The organism is Lichenicoccus roseus (assembly GCF_005844085.1).
Lineage (GTDB): Bacteria > Pseudomonadota > Alphaproteobacteria > Acetobacterales > Acetobacteraceae > Lichenicoccus > Lichenicoccus roseus.
Genome location: NZ_VCDI01000001.1, coordinates 1004860 through 1025326 on the forward strand (window position 1 = coordinate 1004860; position 20467 = coordinate 1025326).

The 20467-nt window shown below is 69.1% G+C and carries 19 protein-coding genes; 6 read left to right on the forward strand and 13 right to left on the reverse strand.

The window, feature by feature from the left end; translation table 11 throughout:
- Positions 1–34: 34 nt before the first annotated feature.
- The 6 genes from FE263_RS04495 to FE263_RS22355 form a co-directional block, all read right to left on the reverse strand.
- On the reverse strand, positions 35–1528 hold the full coding sequence (locus FE263_RS04495) for a CoA-acylating methylmalonate-semialdehyde dehydrogenase (RefSeq protein WP_138324696.1): 1494 nt from the start codon (positions 1526–1528) through the stop codon (positions 35–37).
- A 30-nt stretch (positions 1529–1558) separates the two neighbouring features.
- Positions 1559–2356: a 5-deoxy-glucuronate isomerase gene (gene iolB, locus FE263_RS04500; RefSeq protein ID WP_138324697.1), complete on the reverse strand. Its 798-nt coding sequence runs from the start codon at positions 2354–2356 to the stop codon at positions 1559–1561.
- Positions 2356–3240 carry a myo-inosose-2 dehydratase gene (gene iolE, locus FE263_RS04505; protein ID WP_138324698.1) on the reverse strand — a complete coding sequence of 295 codons (885 nt, stop codon included), beginning with the start codon at positions 3238–3240 and terminating at the stop codon, positions 2356–2358. Before iolE ends, iolB begins: the two co-directional genes overlap by 1 nt.
- Positions 3241–3250: 10 nt before the next feature.
- Positions 3251–5098, reverse strand: coding sequence for a 3D-(3,5/4)-trihydroxycyclohexane-1,2-dione acylhydrolase (decyclizing) (gene iolD / locus FE263_RS04510; RefSeq protein ID WP_138324699.1), 1848 nt, complete (start codon positions 5096–5098; stop codon positions 3251–3253).
- A gap of 12 nt (positions 5099–5110) precedes the next feature.
- Complete coding sequence (locus FE263_RS04515) at positions 5111–7054, reverse strand: bifunctional 5-dehydro-2-deoxygluconokinase/5-dehydro-2-deoxyphosphogluconate aldolase (protein WP_138324700.1); 1944 nt, start codon at positions 7052–7054, stop codon at positions 5111–5113.
- Positions 7055–7292: 238 nt separating this feature from the next.
- A complete protein-coding gene (locus tag FE263_RS22355; protein WP_138324701.1) occupies positions 7293–7517 on the reverse strand; it encodes a DUF1127 domain-containing protein in 225 nt (74 codons plus the stop codon).
- Between the two features lie 76 nt (positions 7518–7593).
- Here FE263_RS22355 and FE263_RS04525 point away from each other — a divergent pair, with 76 nt between their 5' ends.
- Positions 7594–8679 carry a LacI family DNA-binding transcriptional regulator gene (locus FE263_RS04525; protein WP_205880252.1) on the forward strand — a complete coding sequence of 362 codons (1086 nt, stop codon included), beginning with the start codon at positions 7594–7596 and terminating at the stop codon, positions 8677–8679.
- Between the two features lie 59 nt (positions 8680–8738).
- On the opposite strand, the gene FE263_RS04530 is transcribed toward FE263_RS04525, so the two are convergent.
- From FE263_RS04530 to FE263_RS04540, 3 genes are all read right to left on the reverse strand, one after another.
- Complete coding sequence (locus tag FE263_RS04530; protein WP_138324702.1) at positions 8739–9773, reverse strand: YeiH family protein; 1035 nt, start codon at positions 9771–9773, stop codon at positions 8739–8741.
- A 96-nt stretch (positions 9774–9869) separates the two neighbouring features.
- Entirely contained in the window at positions 9870–10751 is an 882-nt protein-coding gene (locus FE263_RS04535) for a LysR family transcriptional regulator (protein ID WP_138324703.1), read from the reverse strand.
- A gap of 4 nt (positions 10752–10755) precedes the next feature.
- Positions 10756–11670 carry a MurR/RpiR family transcriptional regulator gene (locus FE263_RS04540; protein WP_138324704.1) on the reverse strand — a complete coding sequence of 305 codons (915 nt, stop codon included), beginning with the start codon at positions 11668–11670 and terminating at the stop codon, positions 10756–10758.
- 134 nt (positions 11671–11804) lie between these two features.
- Here FE263_RS04540 and iolG point away from each other — a divergent pair, with 134 nt between their 5' ends.
- Together iolG and FE263_RS04550 are read left to right on the forward strand one after the other, a co-directional pair.
- Positions 11805–12800 (forward strand): inositol 2-dehydrogenase, encoded by a 996-nt coding sequence (iolG, locus tag FE263_RS04545; RefSeq protein WP_138324705.1) that lies wholly within the window; start codon positions 11805–11807, stop codon positions 12798–12800.
- Between the two features lie 467 nt (positions 12801–13267).
- Positions 13268–13726: a Spy/CpxP family protein refolding chaperone gene (locus FE263_RS04550; protein WP_171033932.1), complete on the forward strand. Its 459-nt coding sequence runs from the start codon at positions 13268–13270 to the stop codon at positions 13724–13726.
- 144 nt (positions 13727–13870) lie between these two features.
- Here FE263_RS04550 and FE263_RS04555 read toward each other — a convergent pair whose 3' ends face one another.
- The 4 genes from FE263_RS04555 to FE263_RS04570 all read right to left on the reverse strand — a co-directional run bounded on the left by FE263_RS04555 (position 13871) and on the right by FE263_RS04570 (position 17551).
- Complete coding sequence (locus FE263_RS04555) at positions 13871–15097, reverse strand: NAD(P)/FAD-dependent oxidoreductase (RefSeq protein ID WP_138324707.1); 1227 nt, start codon at positions 15095–15097, stop codon at positions 13871–13873.
- Entirely contained in the window at positions 15097–15420 is a 324-nt protein-coding gene (locus tag FE263_RS04560; protein WP_240758978.1) for a MocE family 2Fe-2S type ferredoxin, read from the reverse strand. Before FE263_RS04560 ends, FE263_RS04555 begins: the two co-directional genes overlap by 1 nt.
- 37 nt (positions 15421–15457) lie before the next feature.
- Entirely contained in the window at positions 15458–16525 is a 1068-nt protein-coding gene (locus tag FE263_RS04565; protein ID WP_138324708.1) for a fatty acid desaturase family protein, read from the reverse strand.
- Positions 16526–16705: 180 nt separating this feature from the next.
- The gene (locus FE263_RS04570; protein WP_138324709.1) at positions 16706–17551 is read right to left on the reverse strand and encodes an oxidoreductase; all 846 of its coding nucleotides are present in this window, start codon (positions 17549–17551) and stop codon (positions 16706–16708) included.
- 178 nt (positions 17552–17729) lie between these two features.
- On the opposite strand from FE263_RS04570, the gene FE263_RS04575 reads away from it, so the two are divergent.
- The 3 genes from FE263_RS04575 to FE263_RS04585 are packed head-to-tail and all read left to right on the forward strand — an operon-like array spanning position 17730 to position 20467.
- Positions 17730–19055: a cation:proton antiporter gene (locus tag FE263_RS04575; RefSeq protein WP_240758979.1), complete on the forward strand. Its 1326-nt coding sequence runs from the start codon at positions 17730–17732 to the stop codon at positions 19053–19055.
- A complete protein-coding gene (locus tag FE263_RS04580; RefSeq protein WP_138324710.1) occupies positions 19033–19611 on the forward strand; it encodes a molybdopterin-dependent oxidoreductase in 579 nt (192 codons plus the stop codon). Before FE263_RS04575 ends, FE263_RS04580 begins: the two co-directional genes overlap by 23 nt.
- Position 19612: 1 nt before the next feature.
- Entirely contained in the window at positions 19613–20467 is an 855-nt protein-coding gene (locus FE263_RS04585) for an extracellular solute-binding protein (RefSeq protein WP_138324711.1), read from the forward strand.

A 20467-nucleotide genomic window follows, 5' to 3' on the forward strand; every position in this document is an offset into this window, starting at 1 on the left:
TGCGGGCGTGGCTACGGCCACGCCCGGCGCCTGCTCAGCCCAGCGTCGGCATCACGAAATCGGCGCCGGCGCGAATGCCGGTTGGCCAGCGCGACGTCACCGTCTTCAACTTGGTGAAGAACCGTACGCCCTCGGGACCGTGCATGTGGTGATCGCCGAACAGCGAAGACTTCCAGCCGCCGAAGGAGTGGAACGCCATCGGCACCGGGATCGGCACGTTGACGCCGACCATGCCGGCCTGCACGCCACTCACGAACGCCCGCGCGCTATCGCCGTCACGGGTGAAGATCGCGGTGCCGTTGCCGAACTCGTGCTCGTTGACCAGCGACAGTCCCTGCTCAAAGTCGGGCGCGCGCACCACCGCCAGCACCGGCCCGAAGATTTCTTCCTTGTAGATCCGCATGTCGGGCTTCACGTCGTCGAACAACGTGCCGCCGATAAAGAACCCACCCTCGTAGCCCTGAAGCTTCAGGTCGCGTCCATCGACCACCAGCTTGGCGCCCTCGGCGACGCCGGCATCGATGTAGCCGGACACGCGGTCGAGATGCACGCCGGTGACCAGCGGTCCCATCTCGCTCTCGCTGTCGGTGCCGGGCCCGATCTTCAGCGCCCGCACCCGCGGCGCCAGCGCTTGCACCAGCCGGTCAGCCACGTTGCCGACCGCGACCGCCACCGAAATCGCCATGCAACGCTCGCCGGCCGAGCCATACGCGGCGCCCATCAGCGCATCCACGGTCTTGTCGAGGTCGCAGTCGGGCATCACCAGCGCGTGGTTCTTCGCACCACCCAGCGCCTGCACGCGCTTCCCATGCGCGATCCCGGTCTGCTGGATGTAGCGGGCAATCGGCGTCGAGCCCACGAAGCTCACCGCCTGGATGCCGGGATGCTCCAGGATCGCATCGACCACCACCTTGTCGCCATGCACCACCTGGAACACGCCCTCGGGCAGCCCGGCCTCGCGCAGCAGCTCCGCGATCCGCAGCGAAGCGGACGGGTCGCGCTCGGAGGGCTTGAGGATGAAGCAGTTGCCGCTGGCGATCGCCATCGGCAGCATCCACAGCGGCACCATGACCGGGAAATTGAACGGCGTGATGCCGGCCACCACGCCAAGCGGCTGGCGCATCGAATAGGCGTCGATGTCGCGGCCGGCATTCTCGGTGAAGTCGCCTTTCAGCAACTCGGGAATTGCGGTGGCATACTCGACCACCTCCATCCCGCGCGTCACCTCGCCGAGCGCATCCGACAGCACCTTGCCGTGCTCGCTGGTGATGATAGCCGCGAGGTCTTTCGCATGCTTTTCGATCAGGTCGCGAAACCGGAACATCACCCGCGCGCGCGCGAGCGGCGTGGTGGCGGCCCATTTCGGAAATGCCGCGCGTGCGGCCCGCACAGCATCGTCGACATCCTCCGACGTGCCGAGCACCACCTGGCGTGCGACGCGGCCGGTGGTCGGGTCGAACACGTCCGACCGGCGCTCGCCGCGCCCTGAGGTCAGAGTACCGCCAATCGAATGCCGGACGATTTCCATGATGTTTTCCTGATTGTGCGGAGCGGAGGGTCAGTAAGGCAGGTGGGCCTGGTCGGGGTCCATGCTGAATTTCCACTGCCGGCGCGGTCCGGCCATCACGTTCAGGTACCAGAGGTCGAAGCCGTGCGGCGCGCCGACCGGATGATAGCCCTTCGGCACCAGCACCACGTCGCGGTCGGCGATCGCCATGGTCTCGTCGAGCGAGCCGTCCCTGGTATAGACGCGCTGCAACGCGAAGCCGGCGCCGCGGCGCAGCCGGTGGTAGTACGTCTCCTCGAGATAGGTCTCGTTCGGGAAGTCGTCGGTGTCGTGCTTGTGCGGCGGATAGCTCGACCAGTGGCCACCCGGGGTGACGACCTCGACCACCAGCAGGGTCTCGGCGGCGGCGGTGTCGGGCAGGATGTTGCGCACGTAGCGGGCGTTGGTGCCGCTGCCGCGGGTGATCTCGCCGGCCTCCTCGGGGGTGATGACACGGACCGGCAGGCCGCCGCTGGCCGGCGAGGCGCAGATCGCCAATTCCACCGGACCCTCCGCCGTCACCGTCCACGGCGTGCGCGGGGGCAGATAGACCGAAAACGGACCGCCCTCGAACGGGCTCGTGCGTGCGCCCAGAACGCCGAGATCCCCGCCGCCGGCACTGATGCGCGCGCGCCCTGTCACCAGCACCAGGCAGAGTTCGTTCGCGGCGTCCTCGCCGGACGCCACCGCACCGGGTTCCAGGTCGCGCGCTTCGAAGCCGACATAGCCCCAGCCGGCGCTTTCAGGCGTAATCCGGTGCACGATGCCCTGCGCGTCAGCCTTCGATGGATGGACAAGCAGCCGGGACATCAGCGCAGTCCCGCCTCGGCCAGGTAGCCGGCCAGGTTGCGATAGCCCAGTGTTGCATACCGCAGCGGGTTCGCGCGCGCCGGGTCCTGCTCCGCCTCGATGACCACCCAGCCCGAATAGCCCGGCAGGTTCTTCAGCACGCGCACGAAGTCGATGCTGCCGTCGCCCGGCACGGTATAGACGCCGGCGATCACGCTATCGAGGAAGCTCCACCCCTCGGCATCCGACCGCGCACGTATGTCGGCGCGTATGTCCTTGGTGTGGACGTGGCCGATGCGCTCGCGATAGTGCGCGGCAAGCGTGGCCGGGTCCGCACCGCCCCAGGTCGCATGCCCGGTGTCGAGCAGCAACTGCACCGACGGCCCGGTACTCGCCATCAGCGCCTCGATATCCGCCTCGCTCTGCACCACGGTGCCCATGTGATGGTGGTAGACCAGCCTGACGCCCTCGGCGAGCATCGCATCGGCGACCGCGGTCATCCGCCGGCCGAATTCAGGCCAGCGATCCGCTTCCAGCACCGGTCGCTCGGACAGTGGCTTGCCCTGGTCGCCGTGGATCGCGTTCGAGGTCTCGGCGAACACCATCACCGTGCAGCCCATCGCCTTCAGCAGATCGAGATGCGGACGCATGGCGGCGATCTCCGCCTCCGCATCGCGCTCCAGCAGCGAAGCCGAGTACCAGCCGGAGATCAGGTCGAGGCCGGAGGGCGCCAGTGCCGCGCGCAGGGCCACCGGCTCGCGCGGGAACTTGTTGCCGAGCTCGATGCCCTCGAAGCCGGCCTGCCGCGCCTCGGCAAGGCAGGTGGCGAGCGGGGTGTCGCCGCCGAGACTGGGCAGGTCGTCGTTCGACCAGCCGATCGGGTTGGTGCCAATGCGGATCGTCATCGTTGCCGTCCTACCCCGCGCGTTGCCGTTCGCGCTTTGCGATATACTCTTCCCGCGCCGCCTGCACGCCGGGACGCAACGAGACTTCCGGCACCGCCACGTCCCACCAGGCGCCGCCCTCCTCGGTGACGATCATCGGGTCGGTGTCGATCACCACCACGTAGGTGCGGTCGGCGGCTCGCGCACGCTGCAGCGCGTCCGCCAGCTCGCCGACATTGCCGACCTTCTCCGACAGCGCGCCGAGACTGCGCGCATGCAGCGCGAAATCGATCTCCGGCAGCGTCTCGTGCAGCGTGTCGGCAAGCAGGTTGTTGAACGAGGCGCCACCGGTCGCGAGCTGCAGCCGGTTGATGCAGCCATAGCCGCGATTGTCGAGCAGCACGATCACCAGCTTGCGGTCAAGCATGATCGAGGTGGCGATCTCGGAGTTCAGCATCAGGTAGGAGCCGTCGCCCACCATGACGATCACCTCCCGCGACGGGTCGGCGAGCTTGACGCCGAGGCCGCCGGCGATCTCGTAGCCCATGCAGGAGAAGCCGTACTCCATGTGGTAGCCACCGGGAGCGCCCGGCTGCCAGTGCTTGTGCAGCTCGCCCGGCAGGCCGCCGGCGGCGCACACCACGACGTCGCCCGGCTGCGCGCCGCGCTGCACCACGCCGATCACCTGCGCGTCCGACGGTAGCGCGTTCCCGTGCGGCGGGCCCATATAGCCCTGCGCCAGGTCCAGCCACGCGCGGCGCCCGGCCTCCGCGCGCCGCGTCCAGTCGGCGGGGGCGTGCCAATCGCCAAGAACCGCCTCCAGCGAGGCAAGCCCGGCGCGGGCGTCGGCGACCAGCGGCTGCGCATGGTGCTTGGCGGCGTCGAACGGCTGGCTGTTCAGGCCGATCAGCCGGACCCCTTCGTCCTGGAACAGCGCCCAGGAGCCGGTGGTGAAATCCTGCAGCCGGGTGCCGACCGCCAGCACAAGGTCGGCCGCCTCGGCGAGCGTGTTTGCCGCCGGCGTGCCGGTGACGCCGATGCTGCCCATGGTCATCGGCGCGCTCGCCGGCATCGACGACTTGCCGGCTTGGGTCTCGCCGACCGGGATGCCTCGCCGGGCGCAGAACGCGGCGAGCTGCGTCTCGGCGCGCGAATACAGCACCCCGCCGCCGGCCACCACGAACGGCCGCCTGGCCTGGCGCAGCAACGCCACCGCCGCTTCCAGCTCCAGCTCGTCAGGGCGCGGCCGGCGCTGCCGGTGGATGCGCTCCTCGAACAGGCTGGCGGGAAAGTCGTACGCCTCCGCCTGCACGTCCTGGCACAGGGCCAGCGTCACCGGGCCACAATCGGCCGGGTCGGTCAGCACTGCCATGGCGCGGGGGAAAGCGGCGATCAGCTGCTCGGGCCGGGTCAGCCGGTCGAAATAGCGCGACACCGGGCGGAAGGCGTCATTGGCGGTCATGGTGCCGTCGCCGAAATCCTCGATCTGCTGGAGCACCGGGTCGGGCCGGCGCGAGGCGAACACGTCGCCCGGCAGCAGCAGCACCGGCAGCCGGTTGACGTGCGCCACCGCCGCCGCGGTCACCATGTTCAGCGCGCCGGGGCCGATAGAGCTGGTGCAGGCCATCGCCCGCTGCCGCCGCGAGGCCTTGGCGTAGGCGACGGCGGCATGCACCATCGCCTGCTCGTTGTGTGCGCGCAACGTCGGCAGGATGTCGCGGGCGCCATGCAGCGCCTCGCCCATGCCGGCGACGTTGCCGTGCCCGAAGATCGCCCAGACACCGGCGAAGAACGGCACCACAACGCCGTCGATCTCGGCCCTCTGGGAAGCCATGGCGCGCACCAGCGCCTGCGCCATGGTGAGGCGGACGGTCTGCATGGGATGCTCTCCCTATACCGGGCGCGGCTGTTCGCGGGATTGCCAGGCCTGCACCAGCGCGGCGTAGCGGCTCGCCATCATGTCGACCGCCGCATCGTCGGTGATCTCGTTGGCCAGCCACTGCCGCGCCGGATCGATGAAGATGGTCCGCCCGATCGCGAAGCCCTTGACCCAGGGCGTCGCGGCGGAAGCATGGAACGCCTCGACAAGCTGCTCGGCCGGCGCGTCCAGCCCGAGCAGCACGATGCCGCGGCAGAGCGGGTCGCGACCTGCAATCACCTCGCCGATCGCCTGCCAGGTGGCGCCGTCGCGCTGCGGCTCCAGTTTCCACCAGTCCGGACGGATGCCGATATCGTACAGCCGGTTCATCACCCGCGGCAGGGTGTCCGGGCCGAGCAGGCCGTGCTTGCCGGCGATGATCTCGACCAGCAGGTCGCGGCCCTGCCGGCGGCAGGCATCCTGCGCGCGCAGCAACTCCCGCTCCTGGCGCAGCCGCAGCGCCTCGTCATCGTCCGGATGATAGAAGCACAGGCACTTCACCACCTGGTCGGTCGGCCACTCGGCGAGCTGCGCGCCCAGCGAACCGCCGTTCTCGAAATCCAGCGGGCGCGAGCCGGTGCGCTCGATCGGGCGCGCCACCCACAAACCGGCATGGGAAGCGGCGAACAGCGCCTCGCGGCCGTAACGGCCATCGAGGAACATCCCGTAGCCGGGACGGCCTTCCGCCACCCTCGCTGCGGCGCGCACCGCGAGGAGCTTGAAGTCGGCGATGCGCGAAAACGGAGCGCCGACCGCGGTCGCCACGTCCTCGAGCTGGATGCGATGGTCGCAGGCCAGTGCCATGATCGGCGTCGGCTGGGCGCGGCGCGTCGTCGCCCAGTGGATGTGGTTCAGCTCGGCGTCGTGCCGCAGCGCGTGGTGCACGGAGCCGTGCGCCAGGAAATGCTGCAATTCCGGAAAGGTCGGGATCTCCGGTGAGCACAACAGGCGCGAGACCGCAAAGGCGCCGCACGCGTTGGCCCAGGCGCAGCAGGTCTCGAGCGGCTCGTGGCGCAGCCAGCCGCGCAGGAAGCCGGACATGAAGGCGTCGCCGGCACCGAGCGTGTTGTAGACCTCGACGGGAAAGCCGGGCCCCTTGATGCCGTCCTCGATGCTGTCCGGTATGGCGCCGGGGAACACCACGCAGCCCATCGGGCCGCGCTTGCAGACGATGGTGGCGGAGGGAGCGGCCACCCGCACCGCGCGGATCGCATCCAGCGTGTCCTCATGGCCACCGGCGATGTGCAGCTCTTCCTCGGTGCCGACGATCAGGTCGCACTCCGGCAGGATCTCCGCCAGGTGCGTGGTGACGGTGCCGGACCGGATGTAGCGGCTCTCGCCGGCACCGTGCCCGGCCAGACCCCAGAGGTTCGGCCGGTAGTCGATATCGAACACCACGCGGCCGCCCGCCGCGCGCACCATCCGCATGGCACGACGCTGGGCAGCGGCAGAGTGCGGCTTCGAGAAATGTGTGCCGGTGACAACCACGGACCGGGTGCGTGCCAGCAGCGCGGGGTCGATGTCGGTCTCGTCCAGCGCGGCATCGGCGCAGTCGGCACGATAGAAGATGATCGGAAAGCTGGCACTGTCGCGCACGCCCAGGATGGCGAGAGCGGTCAGGCGCTCGGGGTCGGTATGCACACCGGTCGTGTCGACGCCCTCGCGCCGCATCTGCTCGCGGATGAAGCGGCCGAGATGCTCGTCGCCCACGCGGGTGATGATGGCCGAGCGCAGCCCGAGCCGGGCGGTGCCGATGGCGATGTTGGAGGGACAGCCGCCGACCGCCTTGCTGAAGCTCGCCATGTCCTCCAGGCGGGCCCCGATCTGCTGGCCGTAGAGGTCCACCGACGACCGGCCGATGGTGACGAGGTCGAGCATCTCCGGAGACGGGCGGCCTGGTAGTTCCCCTGAGCTCATGGCGGCCTCCCTTGCTTGCCGTCATGATCATCCTATTCCATATTTTGGTCAATATGGAACGTCAGTTCCCGTAGATGCATCAGGTCGAAGGGAGTGCCCAGGAATCGCAAACGCCGGCCCGGATGCTCCCGTGGGAGTTCCAGCGCCGGCGTCAGCAAGATGGCAACTGCGGAGACAGGCGGAGGGCTGGTGTCGCAGCGCGACGTCAGCTCACCTCACGCCGCGAAGTCGGCCTGGATCAGCGGCGGTAGTCGCCAGTGGCGATCGCCGGGATGTCTGCGCGGCTGATGCCGAGATCGAGCAGCTGGCGGTCGGTGTAGGAGTCGAGTTCGCGGCGGATGCGGGCGCGCTCCGCCATGCGGGCGCGGAAACCGCGATAGCTCTGGGCCAGAAGCGTCAGGCCGCCGGCGCTGGAAACCGGGGTGCCGAAGGACGCCATCGAGTTGGCATGTGCGTTGGTCATGGTCTTCACTCCGTTGCAGTAATCTTGTGCACTGCAACATCGGGCCATCGCGTCCGGTTTGCAAGGGAATTGTGCGTTGCACAAAAATGTCATGGAGCGGCGTGCCGCCATGCGTCGTCCGACCATCACCGACCTGGCACGCGAGGCCGAGGTCTCGATCTCGACCGTCGACCGGGTCCTGAACGGCCGCCTGCCGGTCCATCCGCAGACCGCGTCGCGCGTACTGGCCGCCGCCGACCGGATCGGCTTCTACGCAGCCGGCCTCATCCGCCAGCGCCTCGAAGCGCAGGCACCCGCACGACGGCTCGGCTTCGTGCTGCAGCAGCGCAGCGCGCCATTCTACCAGGCGCTTGGCGCCGCCCTGCGCGAGGCCGTGCTGGCGTGCCGGACGATCCGCGGCCAACCCGTCATCGAGTATCTCGACGATCTCACCCCGGCCGCCGTGTCCGACGCGCTGCGCCGTATCGGCGGCCAGACGGACGCGCTGGCGCTGGTCGCCGCCGATCACGCCCACGTTTCGCGGGCGATCGACGAACTGCACGAACAGGCTGTGCCGGTGTTCGCCCTGCTCTCCGACCTGACCGCGCCAACGCGCGCGGGCTATGCTGGCCTGGACAGCCGCAAGGCCGGGCGCTTCGCCGGCTGGGCGATCTCCCGCCTCGCACGGGTGCCGGGACCGGTGGCGATCATGCTCGGCAGCCATCGCTATCTCGGCCACGAGCTCTGCGAACTCGGCTACCGCTCGTATTTCCGCGAGACCGGGACAGGCGGGAGCGGAAGCAGCTTCAAGGTGCTGGAAGCGCTGGTCAGCCTGGAAGAGCCCCGCCTCGCCTACGAGGCCACCGCTGACCTGCTGCGGCGCACGCCGGATCTCGTTGGCCTCTATGTGGCGGGCGGCGGGATCGAGGGTGTCATCGGCATGCTGCGCGATCGCATCCAGGGCGGCGAGACGGGACACCTCGTCACGGTCTGCAACGAGCTCACCGGGGTGACGCGCGCGGCACTCATCGACGGCATCGTGGACGTCGTGATCGCGCATCCCCTCGAGCGCATCGCGAACGACCTGGTCGCCGCCATGATCCATTCGATCGGCCGCCCGTCGCCGGCGGCGCCGGTGCAGGTCATGCTGCCGTTCGAGCTGTACACCCCGGAAAACCTGTAGAGCCACGTCCCGCGGCGGCTGCAGCACGGCCGGCAGGTTTCGCATCGGGGGATCATCGCCTAGGCCACCGCGAGCAGCCGCAGCAGCCCGATGGAGAGACCGGCCAGCACCAGCAGCGAAGCGATCACCACCGCCGCGATGCGGCCGCCGGCGCCGGCGACCGCGCGCAGGTCGGTGCTCAGTCCGAGTGCCGCCATCGACACCACGGTCAGCACGCTCGCGATGCCGGCGAGCGGTGGCAGCGCGGCATGGGGCACCCCTCCGGCGGCACGCAGGGTCGCCAGCGCCACGAAGCCGGCGATGAACCAAGGCACCAGCCGGTGCAGCCGCACCCGGCCACCGCCACCACCCGCGACCGCGGCCAGCACCAGCACGACCGGGCCAAGCATCAGCACGCGCATCAGCTTGACCAGCGTGCCGATCTGCACCGCCGCCGCACCCATCGGCGCGCTGGCGGCGAAGACCTGCGGCACCGCATAGACGGTGAGGCCGGCCAGCGTGCCGTATTGCGTGGCGCTCAGGTGCAGCAGCGGGACCGCCAGCGGCAGGACCAGCACCACCACCACACCCAGCACCGCGGTGAAGCCGATCGACGCCGCGACATCCCCGCCTTCGGCCCCGATCACCGGGGCGACGGCGGCGATCGCGGAGTTGCCGCAGATCGAGTTCCCGCAGGCGATCAGCGTCGCCATGCGGCGCGGCAGGCCGAGCAGGCGCCCGATGCCGTAGCTTGCCCCGATCGCGAGGACGACCACGCCGGCGATGCCAAGCGGCAGCCCCGCACCGGCGGCGAGGATCGCGCCGGTGTCCAGCGATGCCCCCAGCAGCATCACGGCGATCTCGAGCAGCAGCCTGGCGCTGAGGTCGATGCCGCAATGCCAGCGCGCCGAGGGGGTCCATGCCATGCGGATCGCGGCGCCGAGCAGGATCGCCAGCACCAGCGCCTCGAGCCAGGCACGGCCGAGCAGGATGGCTTCCACGCGCTGCAGCAGGACCGCGGCGAGCGCGACACCGGTGCACAGCAGCAGGCCGGGGGCGTATCGGCCCAACGCCGGCCGGAGCGGTTCGACCCGATGCTGGACGATGCTGAGCATGACGACGTGCCTCCGGGGACCGGGCACGACCCTGAGCCAATCGGATTGATCTATCTATCGGTATATATCGATAGGAATGATCTACTGGGTGGATGATTACCGGCAGCCAATCAGCTTCAGCAGGGCCTCCGCCGCACGCGACCGATAGCGCTCGACATGCCGAACGACGCTGAAGTCACGTTCCGGCAGCTCGATGCCGACCCGGTGCAGCAACCCGGCTTCCAGGCTGGAGGCGGCAACCGACCCCGACAGCGCGGTGGCCCCCAATCCCGCCTCGACCGCCGCACGCACGCTCTCGTTGGAGGGCAGTTCGAGCGCCACCCTCAGGGTGGAGGGGTCGAGGCCGAGGGCGGCGAGTGCGGACTCGAACACCGTGCGGGTACCGGACCCCGGCTCGCGCAGCACCCAGTCGCTGCCCGGCAGGTCCGATGCACGCAGGTCGGTCCGGCCGACCCAGGGATGCTGGGTGCCGACGACGATGACCAGCCGGTCGCGGGCCACCGGCCGGCTGCTGAGCATCGGGTCGTCGATGCGGCCCTCGATGAAGCCGAGTTCCGCCTCGCCGCGATGCACCGCGGCCGCCACCTGCCCGGTGTTGCCGACAGCGAGCCTGATCTCGATGCCGGGATAGGCGTGCCGGTAGGCGACCAGGTGACGCGGCAGCCAATAACCGGCGATGGTCTGACTCGCCTGCACGTTCAGCGTGCCGCGGCTGAGATCGGCAAGTTCGGCCAGCACGCGTTCCGCGGCATCCGCGCGCGCCAGAACCGCGCGCGCCTCGATGAGGAACAGCGACCCCGCCTCGGTCAGGGAGATGCCCCGGCCGACCCGGTCGAACAGCCGGGTGGCGTGGCGCGCTTCCAGTCCGGCGATGGCGGCGCTGACCGCGGACTGCGCCAGATGCAGCGCCTCGGCCGCCCGCGTCACATGCTGCCGCTCGGCGACCGCGACGAACACCCGCAGCTGCTCGAGCGTCATGAGGTCATGGCACGGATGCGGCCGACCGGTGCTCCATCAGCGCCACCGACAGCGCGGTCGCCAGCGCCAGGGTGGCGGACAATGACCGGAAGCCGCCGAGATCGGTCTCGGCGACTTCCATCCAGACCCTGGCCAGCTGTGCCAGCGGCGAGAATGGCGAGTCTGTGATGGCGACCACCGGGATGCCGGCGGCGGCGGCCTGCTGCGCCAGTTCCAGGGTCTCGCTGGCGTAGGGGGTGAAGCTCACCGCCAGCACGGCGTCGTCGGCACCGAGCAGTTCCACCTGGCGGCGCGCCATCCCGCCCGCGTGGTCGGCGAGTTCGCAGCGGGCGCCGAGCGTCTGCAGCGCGTAGTTCAGGTACACCACCACCGGATACACCCGCCGGACGCCGAGCAGGCAGATGGTGCGGGCGCCGGCCAACAGCTCGACCGCCTGCGACAGCGCCACATGGTCGATGGTCTGCTCCAGATGGTCGATCGAGACACGCGCCGCATGCAGGAAGCCGTGCAGCAGGGCACCGGCGTCGGGTGCGGCCGGCGCCTCCCCTGGACCCGCACCGTCCTGGATCACGGCCAGCGCCTGCAGCCGTTCGCGATAATCCGGCCAGCGTTGCCTGGCGTGGGCGCGGAACACCGCCTGGAGGTCCGAGAAACCGGCATAGCCGAGGGTCTGCGCGAAGCGGACCAGTGTCGAGGGCTGTACGCCGGCCTGTTGCGCGAGATCGGCGACGCGACCGAAGGCGATCTCCTGCGGGTGCTCGACGGCGAAATCGGCCACCTGGATCAGCCGTTTCGGCAGCATCTCGCGCCGGGCCACGATCAGCGCACGCAGGCTCTTGAAGTCGCGCGGGATGGACCCGCCAGCTTCGGCACCGCCCGGATCGACCTCCGCATCCTGGCCGGCCGCATCTTGGGACATCGTTGACAACACTCCAACGCGGTGGAATATAAATTCCATAAAGCAAAGATCCGGTTAAATCCATTCTGCCGCTCCCGCTCCGGGGCGCGTCAAGGCAATGACCGGAGGAAACGTCAGCTTCGGGACAACATCGCATGGTCCGTTTTGCCGTCCTCGGATGTGGCCGCATCGGGCGCATGCACGCCGCCAACCTGGCGCGCCATCCGGATGCCTCCCTCGTCTCGGTGTTCGATATAGCCCAGGCCGCCGCCGCCGAGGTTGCAGGCCAGTTGGGCGTGCGGCAGGCCGCCTCGGTCGAGGAGATCCTGGGCGACGCCGGCGTCGATGCGGTGCTGATCGCGACCTCCACCGACACCCATGTCGAGCTGATCATTGCCGCCGCCCGCGCCGGCAAGGCGGTGCTATGCGAGAAGCCGATCGACCTCGACATGGCGCGCGTCATCCGATGCTGGAACGAGATCGGCAGCCTCGACCCGACGGTGATGATCGGCTTCAACCGCCGGTTCGATCCCTCCTTCGCCGCCCTGCGCCGTCGCGTGCAGGAGGGCGAGATCGGCCGCGTCGAGCAGGTTGTCATCACCTCGCGCGATCCGGCGCCGCCACCGCTCGCCTACATCAAGGTCTCCGGCGGCATGTTCCGCGACATGACGATCCATGATTTCGACCTGGCGCGCCATCTCGTCGGTGAGATCGTCGAGGTCTCGGCACACGGTGCGTCGCTGATCGATCCGGGAATCGGCGAGGCCGGCGACATCGATGCGGCCATGGTGACGATGCGGGCGGCTTCGGGCGCGCTGGTGCACATTAACAACAGCCGCCGCTGCAGCTACGGATACGACCAGCGGCTCGAGGTGTTCGGGGAGACCGGCATGCTGGTGGCGGGCAACCGTCGCGAGACCAGCGTCGAGGCGTGGAGCGCGAAAGGCACGCAAGCCGCCGACCCGGTGCTGCACTTCTTCATCCAGCGATACGCCGACGCCTACGCTGCCGAGATCGCGCATTTCGTCGCCTGCGTGCAGGACCGGACCAGGCCATCGCCGAGCTTCAACGACGGCATGCAGGCGTTGCGCCTGGCAGACGCCGCCAACGAGAGCCTGCGCACCGGCCGCAGCATCCGGATCACCGGCTAGCGGGATGGAGGAGCGGCTTCGACCGGCGCTCGTCATCACGTTGCAAATCTGGTTATCGGATGCAGGGCAGGACCTCCCGCCAGAGCCGTTCCGTCACTGCCGGCAGGCGCATTTGCAGCCGTGGCCGATCCCCGGATCGAGCGAGTTGCCCGGATCAAGCTTCTTGTAATGCTCCACGGACCGGGAGGGACTGCGACGATCCTTCATCGTGGCCTTGATCGAGTTGTCTGGCTCGGCACCCTGAAGGCCACAGCAGCGACCTGATCCGGCTGCCAGACGGCCGGGTCGACGGCATGACCACCCCGCAGCACAGGAGGTTCCGGTCCGCATGCCCGAAGCTGGCAAGGCAGGCGGTCCTCCACACCCTGCCAATCGTTACACTTGGTCGCTCGCGCGCCCGATTGCCGTTACAGGGCAATGTCATGGTCCTCGTGCTACTCGGGGTAGCGGGCAGAGGGGAAAATGTCATGCTGATGCGCAATTTGCTGACTGTCGGCGCGGTCGTCGCCTCCATGGCGGGTACAGCCTGGGCGCAGGGCTGGACCGGGCATGCGGGCGGTTGGCACGGCCCGTTCGCCGGCGCGCAATTCACCGCCGCGCAGCAAACCCAGGTGCATGCCATCATGCAGGCGGCACACCAGCAGACTGCCAGCGTGCGCGCACAGATCCAGGGCCTGCAGCAGCAGATCGACACCCTGCTGGTGTCCTCCGGCACCGTCACCGAGGCGCAACTCACCCCTCTGGTACAGCAGCAGGAGACGCTCCGCCAGCAGCTGGACGCCTCGCGGATCTCGACCGAGATCGCCATACGCAACCTGCTGACCGGCGCGCAGCTTGCCTCGGCGGCGAGTACTCACGCCCAGTTGGCCGCACTGCACCAGCAGGAGCATGCGGTGCTGCAGGCGGCGGCACCCGCCACGCCCTGATCGGGAGACCTCGACCCGCGGCGCCGGCGGCCGAGGCCGCACGACTGCCGGTCGTTGGTCATGCGGCCGCGATGCGCCCTGGCCCGGACAGATACCGGGCAGCCGCCAGCTGTCCGGTTGCAGCACTTCGATGCCGGGTTCCGTTCAAGCTGCGCGCAGCATCGCCTTGAGCGCTTGCCCGCTGGACGCCAGCGCCAGCGGGTCGGGATGCGCGCGCGCCGCGATCAGCATCTCGGCCAGCCGGACCTCGCGCGCGACCTTGCCGATCGGCCCGAGGCCTGTCGCGGATAGCAGTCGCCCCCCGGTATCCAGCTGGAACCAGAGCGCCGCTCCGTCGCCGAGATCGCGGGTCACCAGTCGCACGGCACCGTCGGCGAGGCCCGCGGTCTGCAGGCACAGCTCGTACTGGTCCGACCAGAACCACGGCACAGCTTCGTAGGCCTCACCCGCACCAAGCATGTTGCGCGCGACCACGTTGCCCTGGTCCTGCGCGTTGCGCCACGCCTCCAGCCGTATCCGCCGGTCACCGTAGAGGGGATGCGGGAACGAGCAGCAATCCCCGGCGGCGAAGATGTCGGCATCGTCGGTGCGCAGGGTGGCGTCGACGGCGACGCCGTTCTCGATCACGAGGCCCGCCGACGCGGCAAGCTCCGTGTTCGGTAATGCGCCGATGCCGGCGACGATGCCGTCCGCGTCCAGGCAACTGCCGTCCTCAAGACGGATACGATGGCAATCCCCCTCGCTCGAGATCGACGCGATGCGGGCGCCGGTCACGATGCGCACGCCGGCCTCGCGGTGCCGTGCGGCGATGAGTGCCGCCGCCGGTGCCGGGACGCCGCGCGAGAGCAGGCGAGGCGCCGCCTCCAGCAGGGTCACCGCGACGCCGCGCGAGCGTGCGCCGGCGGCGATCTCCAGCCCGATGAAGCCGCCACCGATCAGGATCAGGTGGCCACCCTGTCCGAGCCGCGCACGCAGTCGGAGCGCATCGGCGAAGTTGCGCAGGTAGAGCACGTTGTCCGGTCCGGCGCCCTGGATCGGCAGCCGGCGTGGCGATGCCCCCGTCGCCAGCAGCAGCTTTGCGTAGTCGAGGACCGTACCGTCCGACAGCCGGACCCGACGCGCCGCGCGGTCGATTCGTTCCACCCGGCGGCCGGCGAGCAAGGTGATGTCGAGATCGCGCAGGCGTTGCGGGCCCAGGATGGTCGCAGGTTTCGGGTCGGTCGCATCCAGGATGACCGCCTTGGAGAGGGGCGGTCGCTCGTAGGGCGCATGCGCCTCGTCACCGACCAGGGTGATCGGACCGGACCAGCCGGTCTCGCGCAGGGCGGCGGCGGCTCGCGCTCCCGTCTCCCCTGCCCCCGCGATCAGCATCAGGCAATCCCGATCAATACTTTCTCGCCCTCGACCTTGACCGGATAGGTGGCGAGATCGACGCAGATCGGCGCGCCCTTGCCGGCACCGGTACGGTAGTCGAAGCGGCCGTTATGCTTCGGGCACTCGATGATATGCCCCATCACCAGCCCATCGGCGAGATGCACGCGCTCATGGGTGCACAGCCCGTCGGTTGCGAAGAACTCGTCGTCAGGCGAACGGTAGATCGCAAACGTGCGGCCGTCATGGTCGAAGCGGAATACGTCCTCCTCCTCGATCTCGTCACGCGTGCAGGCGACCATCCAGGTCCTGGTTTCGGTCATCGTCTTGGTCCCCCAGTCGAATTGGACAACGCCTTGATCAGGCAGAGACGGCTTCGGGCAACGCTCCGGCGGGCAACGTACGCACGACATGCCATTCCGGATCGCGCGCCTGGCGCAGCAGCCCGGGGATGATTTCGCGATAGGCGGCGATCAGGCTCGGATACGGCGCCGGACAGTCGGCCTTGATCGCCTCGTGCAGCGCCGGCAGGGCGTGATACGGCACCATCGGAAACATGTGGTGTTCGACGTGATAGTTCATGTTCCAGTAAAGGAACCGGAACACCGGGTTCATCATCACGGTGCGGCTGTTCAGCCTGTGGTCGAGCGTGTCCTCGGCAAGGGCCGCGTGCTGCGTGGTTCCGAACACCACCATCAGCCAGGCGCCGTAGAAGCTGGGCAGGCCAAGCAGCATCGCGGGAATGATGCTGCGCAGCGCGATGCATGATGCGATCATCATTACGAAGATCCCGACATGGATGCGCGCGATCCGGAACACCTTGTGCTGCTCCATTTTCGGAACGAAGCTCCGCTCCTCGTCGGTAAGCCGCCCGATGGCGTGCAGCGCGATGCCATACAGCGCGGCCGGCCCGCTCTTCAGCTGGAACATGTTGAGCAGGATGCCGAGCAGATCCGGCGGCCGCTTGACGGCGATCTCGGGATCGCGTCCGACGATGATGGTGTCGGTATGATGGCGCGCATGGCTCCAGCGCCAGACCGTCGGCTCGCGCAGGATCATCACGCAGGCGATGTTGTAGACGACATCGTTCATCCAGCGCGTCCTGAACGCGGTGCCGTGCCCGCACTCATGCCACCGGCTATCGGATGCCGATCCGTACAAGACGCCGTAGCAGAGGAACGCAACCGCGGCCGGCCACCGGCCCCAGAAATACACACCCAGGCTGCCGCTGAGTGAGAGGCATGCGAACCAGAGCGCGGTATCACGGATCGCCGGCCCGTCGCGTCGCTGCATCAACGCCTTCATCTGCTTGCGTGGCACCAGGCAGCTGTACCATTGCGCCGACGCCAGCCCGCTCTCGACGGCGCGGGCACCGTCGATGCCGACGAGGCTGTAGTCGCGTGTGCGGACCGGGAGTGTTTCCGACAACTTGCGTCTCCTCCGCCGGCGGACTGCGCTTGCTGGCAGCCTCGCCGGACGGGGCAGACGCTATCCGGCAGCTTGCGGGCGGACAACGCCGCACTGCGCCGGATGACAGGATTCTTTCATCATCTTCCAGCCAACCCCCTGGAAGCCATGAAAGATCCTGTCATGTCGGCCTGAAGATGCTCAGCCCGGGAAGTCTGCCGACAGGCTGGCGTCGCGATACTGTTCGATCTGCTCCAGCCGCTGCTTCAGCTTCGCCGTGACGCCGTCATAGGCTACCTTGCCAAGCACCAGGTGACGCGGCGGATCGGCGCTTTCGACCACCCGGATCATCGCCTCGCCGGCCCGCACCGGATCGCCGGCCTGCTTGCCACTGATGTCCGACGTGCTCTTCATCCGGGCGCCGGCGGTGCCGGCATAATCCTCGATCCTGTTCGGGGTCTGCTTGAGGGAGCGCCCGGCCCAGTCGGTGCGGAACGGCCCCGGCTCCACGCAGGTCACCTTGATCCCGAGCGGGGCGGTCTCCGCCGCCAGCGCATCCGAGAAGCCTTCCACCGCATGCTTGCTGGCCGCGTAGTAGCCGGAGCCGGGAAAGCCGATGAAGCCGGCCATCGAGGTGATGTTCAGGATGTGGCCGCGATGCCGGCTGCGCATGCCGGGCAATACTGCCCGGGTCAGCGCGAACAGGCCGAACACGTTGGCCTCGAACTGGGCGCGGACCTCGTCGTCCTCGCCCTCCTCGATCGCCGCCTGGTAGCCATAGCCGGCATTGTTCACCAGCACGTCGATGGCGCCGAAACGCTCCTCCGCTGCCTTCACGGCCTGCCTGATCTGGCCGGCGTCGGTGACGTCGAGGCTCAGCGCCAGGACCCGGTCCTCGGCTCCCTTGCCGAGATCGGCGACACGGCCGGCATCGCGCGCGGTGACAACGGCGCGCCAGCCGCGATCCAGCACAAGCTGCGCCAGGTCGCGGCCGAAGCCGGTCGAGCAGCCGGTGATGAACCAGGTCGGGATGGTCTGTTCTGACATGTGCCTATTCCTTTGCAGGGTCGGCACCTAACGCCGTGGCACGCTCCGGGATGTCGCCCCTCGCTGCGATGTGCGACCGGCAGGCATCCTTTGCCGCTCGCTAACGTTCCGCTACCCAGAAGCGCCAGGCCGCCGCCACACCGGTGTCATTGTTCTCTGGCCCCGGGATCCCGCCACCTTGCATCTGCCGCTTTCCTTCACCCATGCCTATCCGCTGGCGCTGGCCGCCGCTGGAACGCTGGCCCTGATGGTCGCCTGGCTGCCGCTGATGCTGGCGCGGCTGCCGCTGTCGCTGCCGATCCTGTGCGTGGGCCTCGGCGCCGGCCTGTCGCTGCTGCCCGGCATGCCCAGGTTGCCCAACCCGCTCGGCGGTTCCGCGCTGGCCGAGCATCTCGCCGAGCTCTGCGTGCTGGTCTCGCTGATGGGCGCCGGGCTGAAACTCGACCGGCCACTGTCGCGGCGCGGCTGGCACGTCACCTGGCGGCTGCTGGGCATCACCATGCCGCTCTCGATCGCAATCCTCGCCGTCGCCGGGTGGATGTTCGCGGGCCTCGCGTTCTCCACCGCCCTGCTGCTGGGAGCGGCGCTCGCGCCGACCGACCCGGTGCTCGCCGGCGATATCCAGGTCGGCCCGCCCGGCGATGACGGCCATGACGAGGAGCGCGACGAGGTGCGGTTCTCGCTGACCTCCGAGGCCGGCCTGAACGATGCGCTGGCCTTCCCCTTTGTGCTGCTGGCCCTGGGCATCGCCAGCCCGGACACCACCTGGCTCAGCCACTGGTTCGCCTACGACGTGGTGCTGAAGCTCGCGATCGGCACCGCGGTCGGCTGGGGCATCGGCACGCTGACCGGCCTCGCCGCCTTCCGGCTGCCGAAGGGAGCACAGCTGGCGCGGACCCAGGAGGGGTTCGTGTCGCTGGCGATCACCCTGCTGACCTACGGCATCGCCGAGCTGCTCTCCGGCTACGGCTTCATCGCGGTGTTCCTGGCCGGCGTCGCGATGCGCCACACCGAACGCGGCCACAGCTACCACAGCAACCTGTACGAGTTCTCCTCGAGCATCGAGCACCTGCTGACGATGGTGGTGCTGCTGCTGCTCGGCGCGGCGCTTGCGCACGGCCTGCTCGCCGCGTTGACCTGGCCGGACGCCATCCTCGGTCTCGCGGCGCTGCTGGTGATCCGCCCGCTGGCCGGCTGGATCGGCCTGCTCGGCGTGCGTCGCCGCAGCGACAACGCCCCCGCCCCCTGGGACGAGCGCGGCATCATCGCCGCCTTCGGCATACGCGGCATCGGCTCGATCTACTACCTGGCCTACGCGCTGAACCGCCACCACTGGGAGGCGGCCAGCCGGATGCAGGCGCTGATCGGCTTCGTTGTGCTGGTCTCGATCGTGGTGCACGGCGCAAGCGTCACCCCGGCGATGGACTGGCTGGAGGCGCGGCGCGAACGGCGGCGGGCAGGACGCATCCACCCCCAGGACAATGCCGGGGCCGAAGCCGCCTGAACGGCGCCGCTTTACGCAATATCCCGCCGACCATAACGTGTCGCCGCACGGCAACGGGAACAGCATCTTCATGCGCATGGGCGGACGGCTTTCCTTGGCGCTGCTGCTTGCGGCGGCCGCAGCGCCTGCCGGTGCCGAGGCGCCCGCTTCGCCGCAGCTCGAAATCGCGGGCCGGGTCGCGCATCCGCAGGTGCTGACGCTCAGCGACCTGCGGCATTTCCCTGCCACCACCGTCGAGCTGACGCAGACCGGCGGCCATGGCCCGCAACATGCGACTTGGTCCGGTGTGCTGCTCTGGACCCTGCTGCAGCGCGCGGCCCCGGTCGACGAGCCTGGACGCAAGACCACGCTGCGCCACACCATCCTGGCGCATGGCACCGACGGCTATGCGGTGGCGCTGGCCGTCGGCGAGATCGATCCGGCGTTCGAGGGCAAGCAGGTCATCGTCGCGCTCGCCCGCGATGGCGCGCCGCTGCACAGCCTGGAACTGGTGGTGCCCGGCGACAGGCACGCCGGACGCGACGTCCACGATCTCGACAAAGTCTCGGTGAACTAGGATGCACAGGATCGTCCGCACGGCAGGGGCTGCCGTCGCCATGCTCGTGGTCGCGTTCCAGGCACGGGCGGCCGATGTCAGCGTGCTCTATGCCGGCTCGCTGGTGAACCTGATGGAGCACGGCATCGGAAGCGCCTTCGACGGCACTGGCCGCGACCGCTTCGTCGGCTATGGCGGCGGCTCGAATGCACTCGCCAACCAGATCAAGGGCCACCTGCGCCGCGCCGACGTGTTCATCAGCGCCACTCCCAGGGTCAACGACACGCTGATGGGGGCGGCCAACGGCGACCGTGTCGCCTGGTACGTGACCTTCGCGCAGTCGCCGCTGGTGATCGCCTACAACCCGTCCACCAGGTTCGCCGCAGAGCTGAAATCGAAGCCCTGGTACGAGGTGCTGCGCGAGCCCGGCATCAGGATCGGCCGCACCGACCCGACGCAGGATCCGAAGGGTCGCCTGACCCTGCAACTGCTGCAGCGCGCGGAACAGGTCTACCACCAGCCCGGCCTGGCGCGGTCGGTGCTGGGCGCTCCCGGCAATCCCGCCCAGGTGCGGCCGGAGGAGAGCCTGACCGGCCGCATGCAGTCCGGGGAGATCGATGTCGGCTTCTTCTATTCGACCGAGGCCACCGACCTGAAGCTGCCGTCGGTCGCGCCGGCCCCAGAGGTGGCGACCGGCGCACGCTACACCGTGACCATCCTGCGCGACGCCGCCGACCCGGCTGGCGCCGCTCGCTACGTGAGCTTCCTGCTTGGCGCACAGGGGCAGGCCATCATGCACCGGCACGGGCTGGACACGGTGACGCCGGTGCTGACCGGCAACCGGGCAGCGGTGCCGGCCGAACTCCATCTCCAGTAG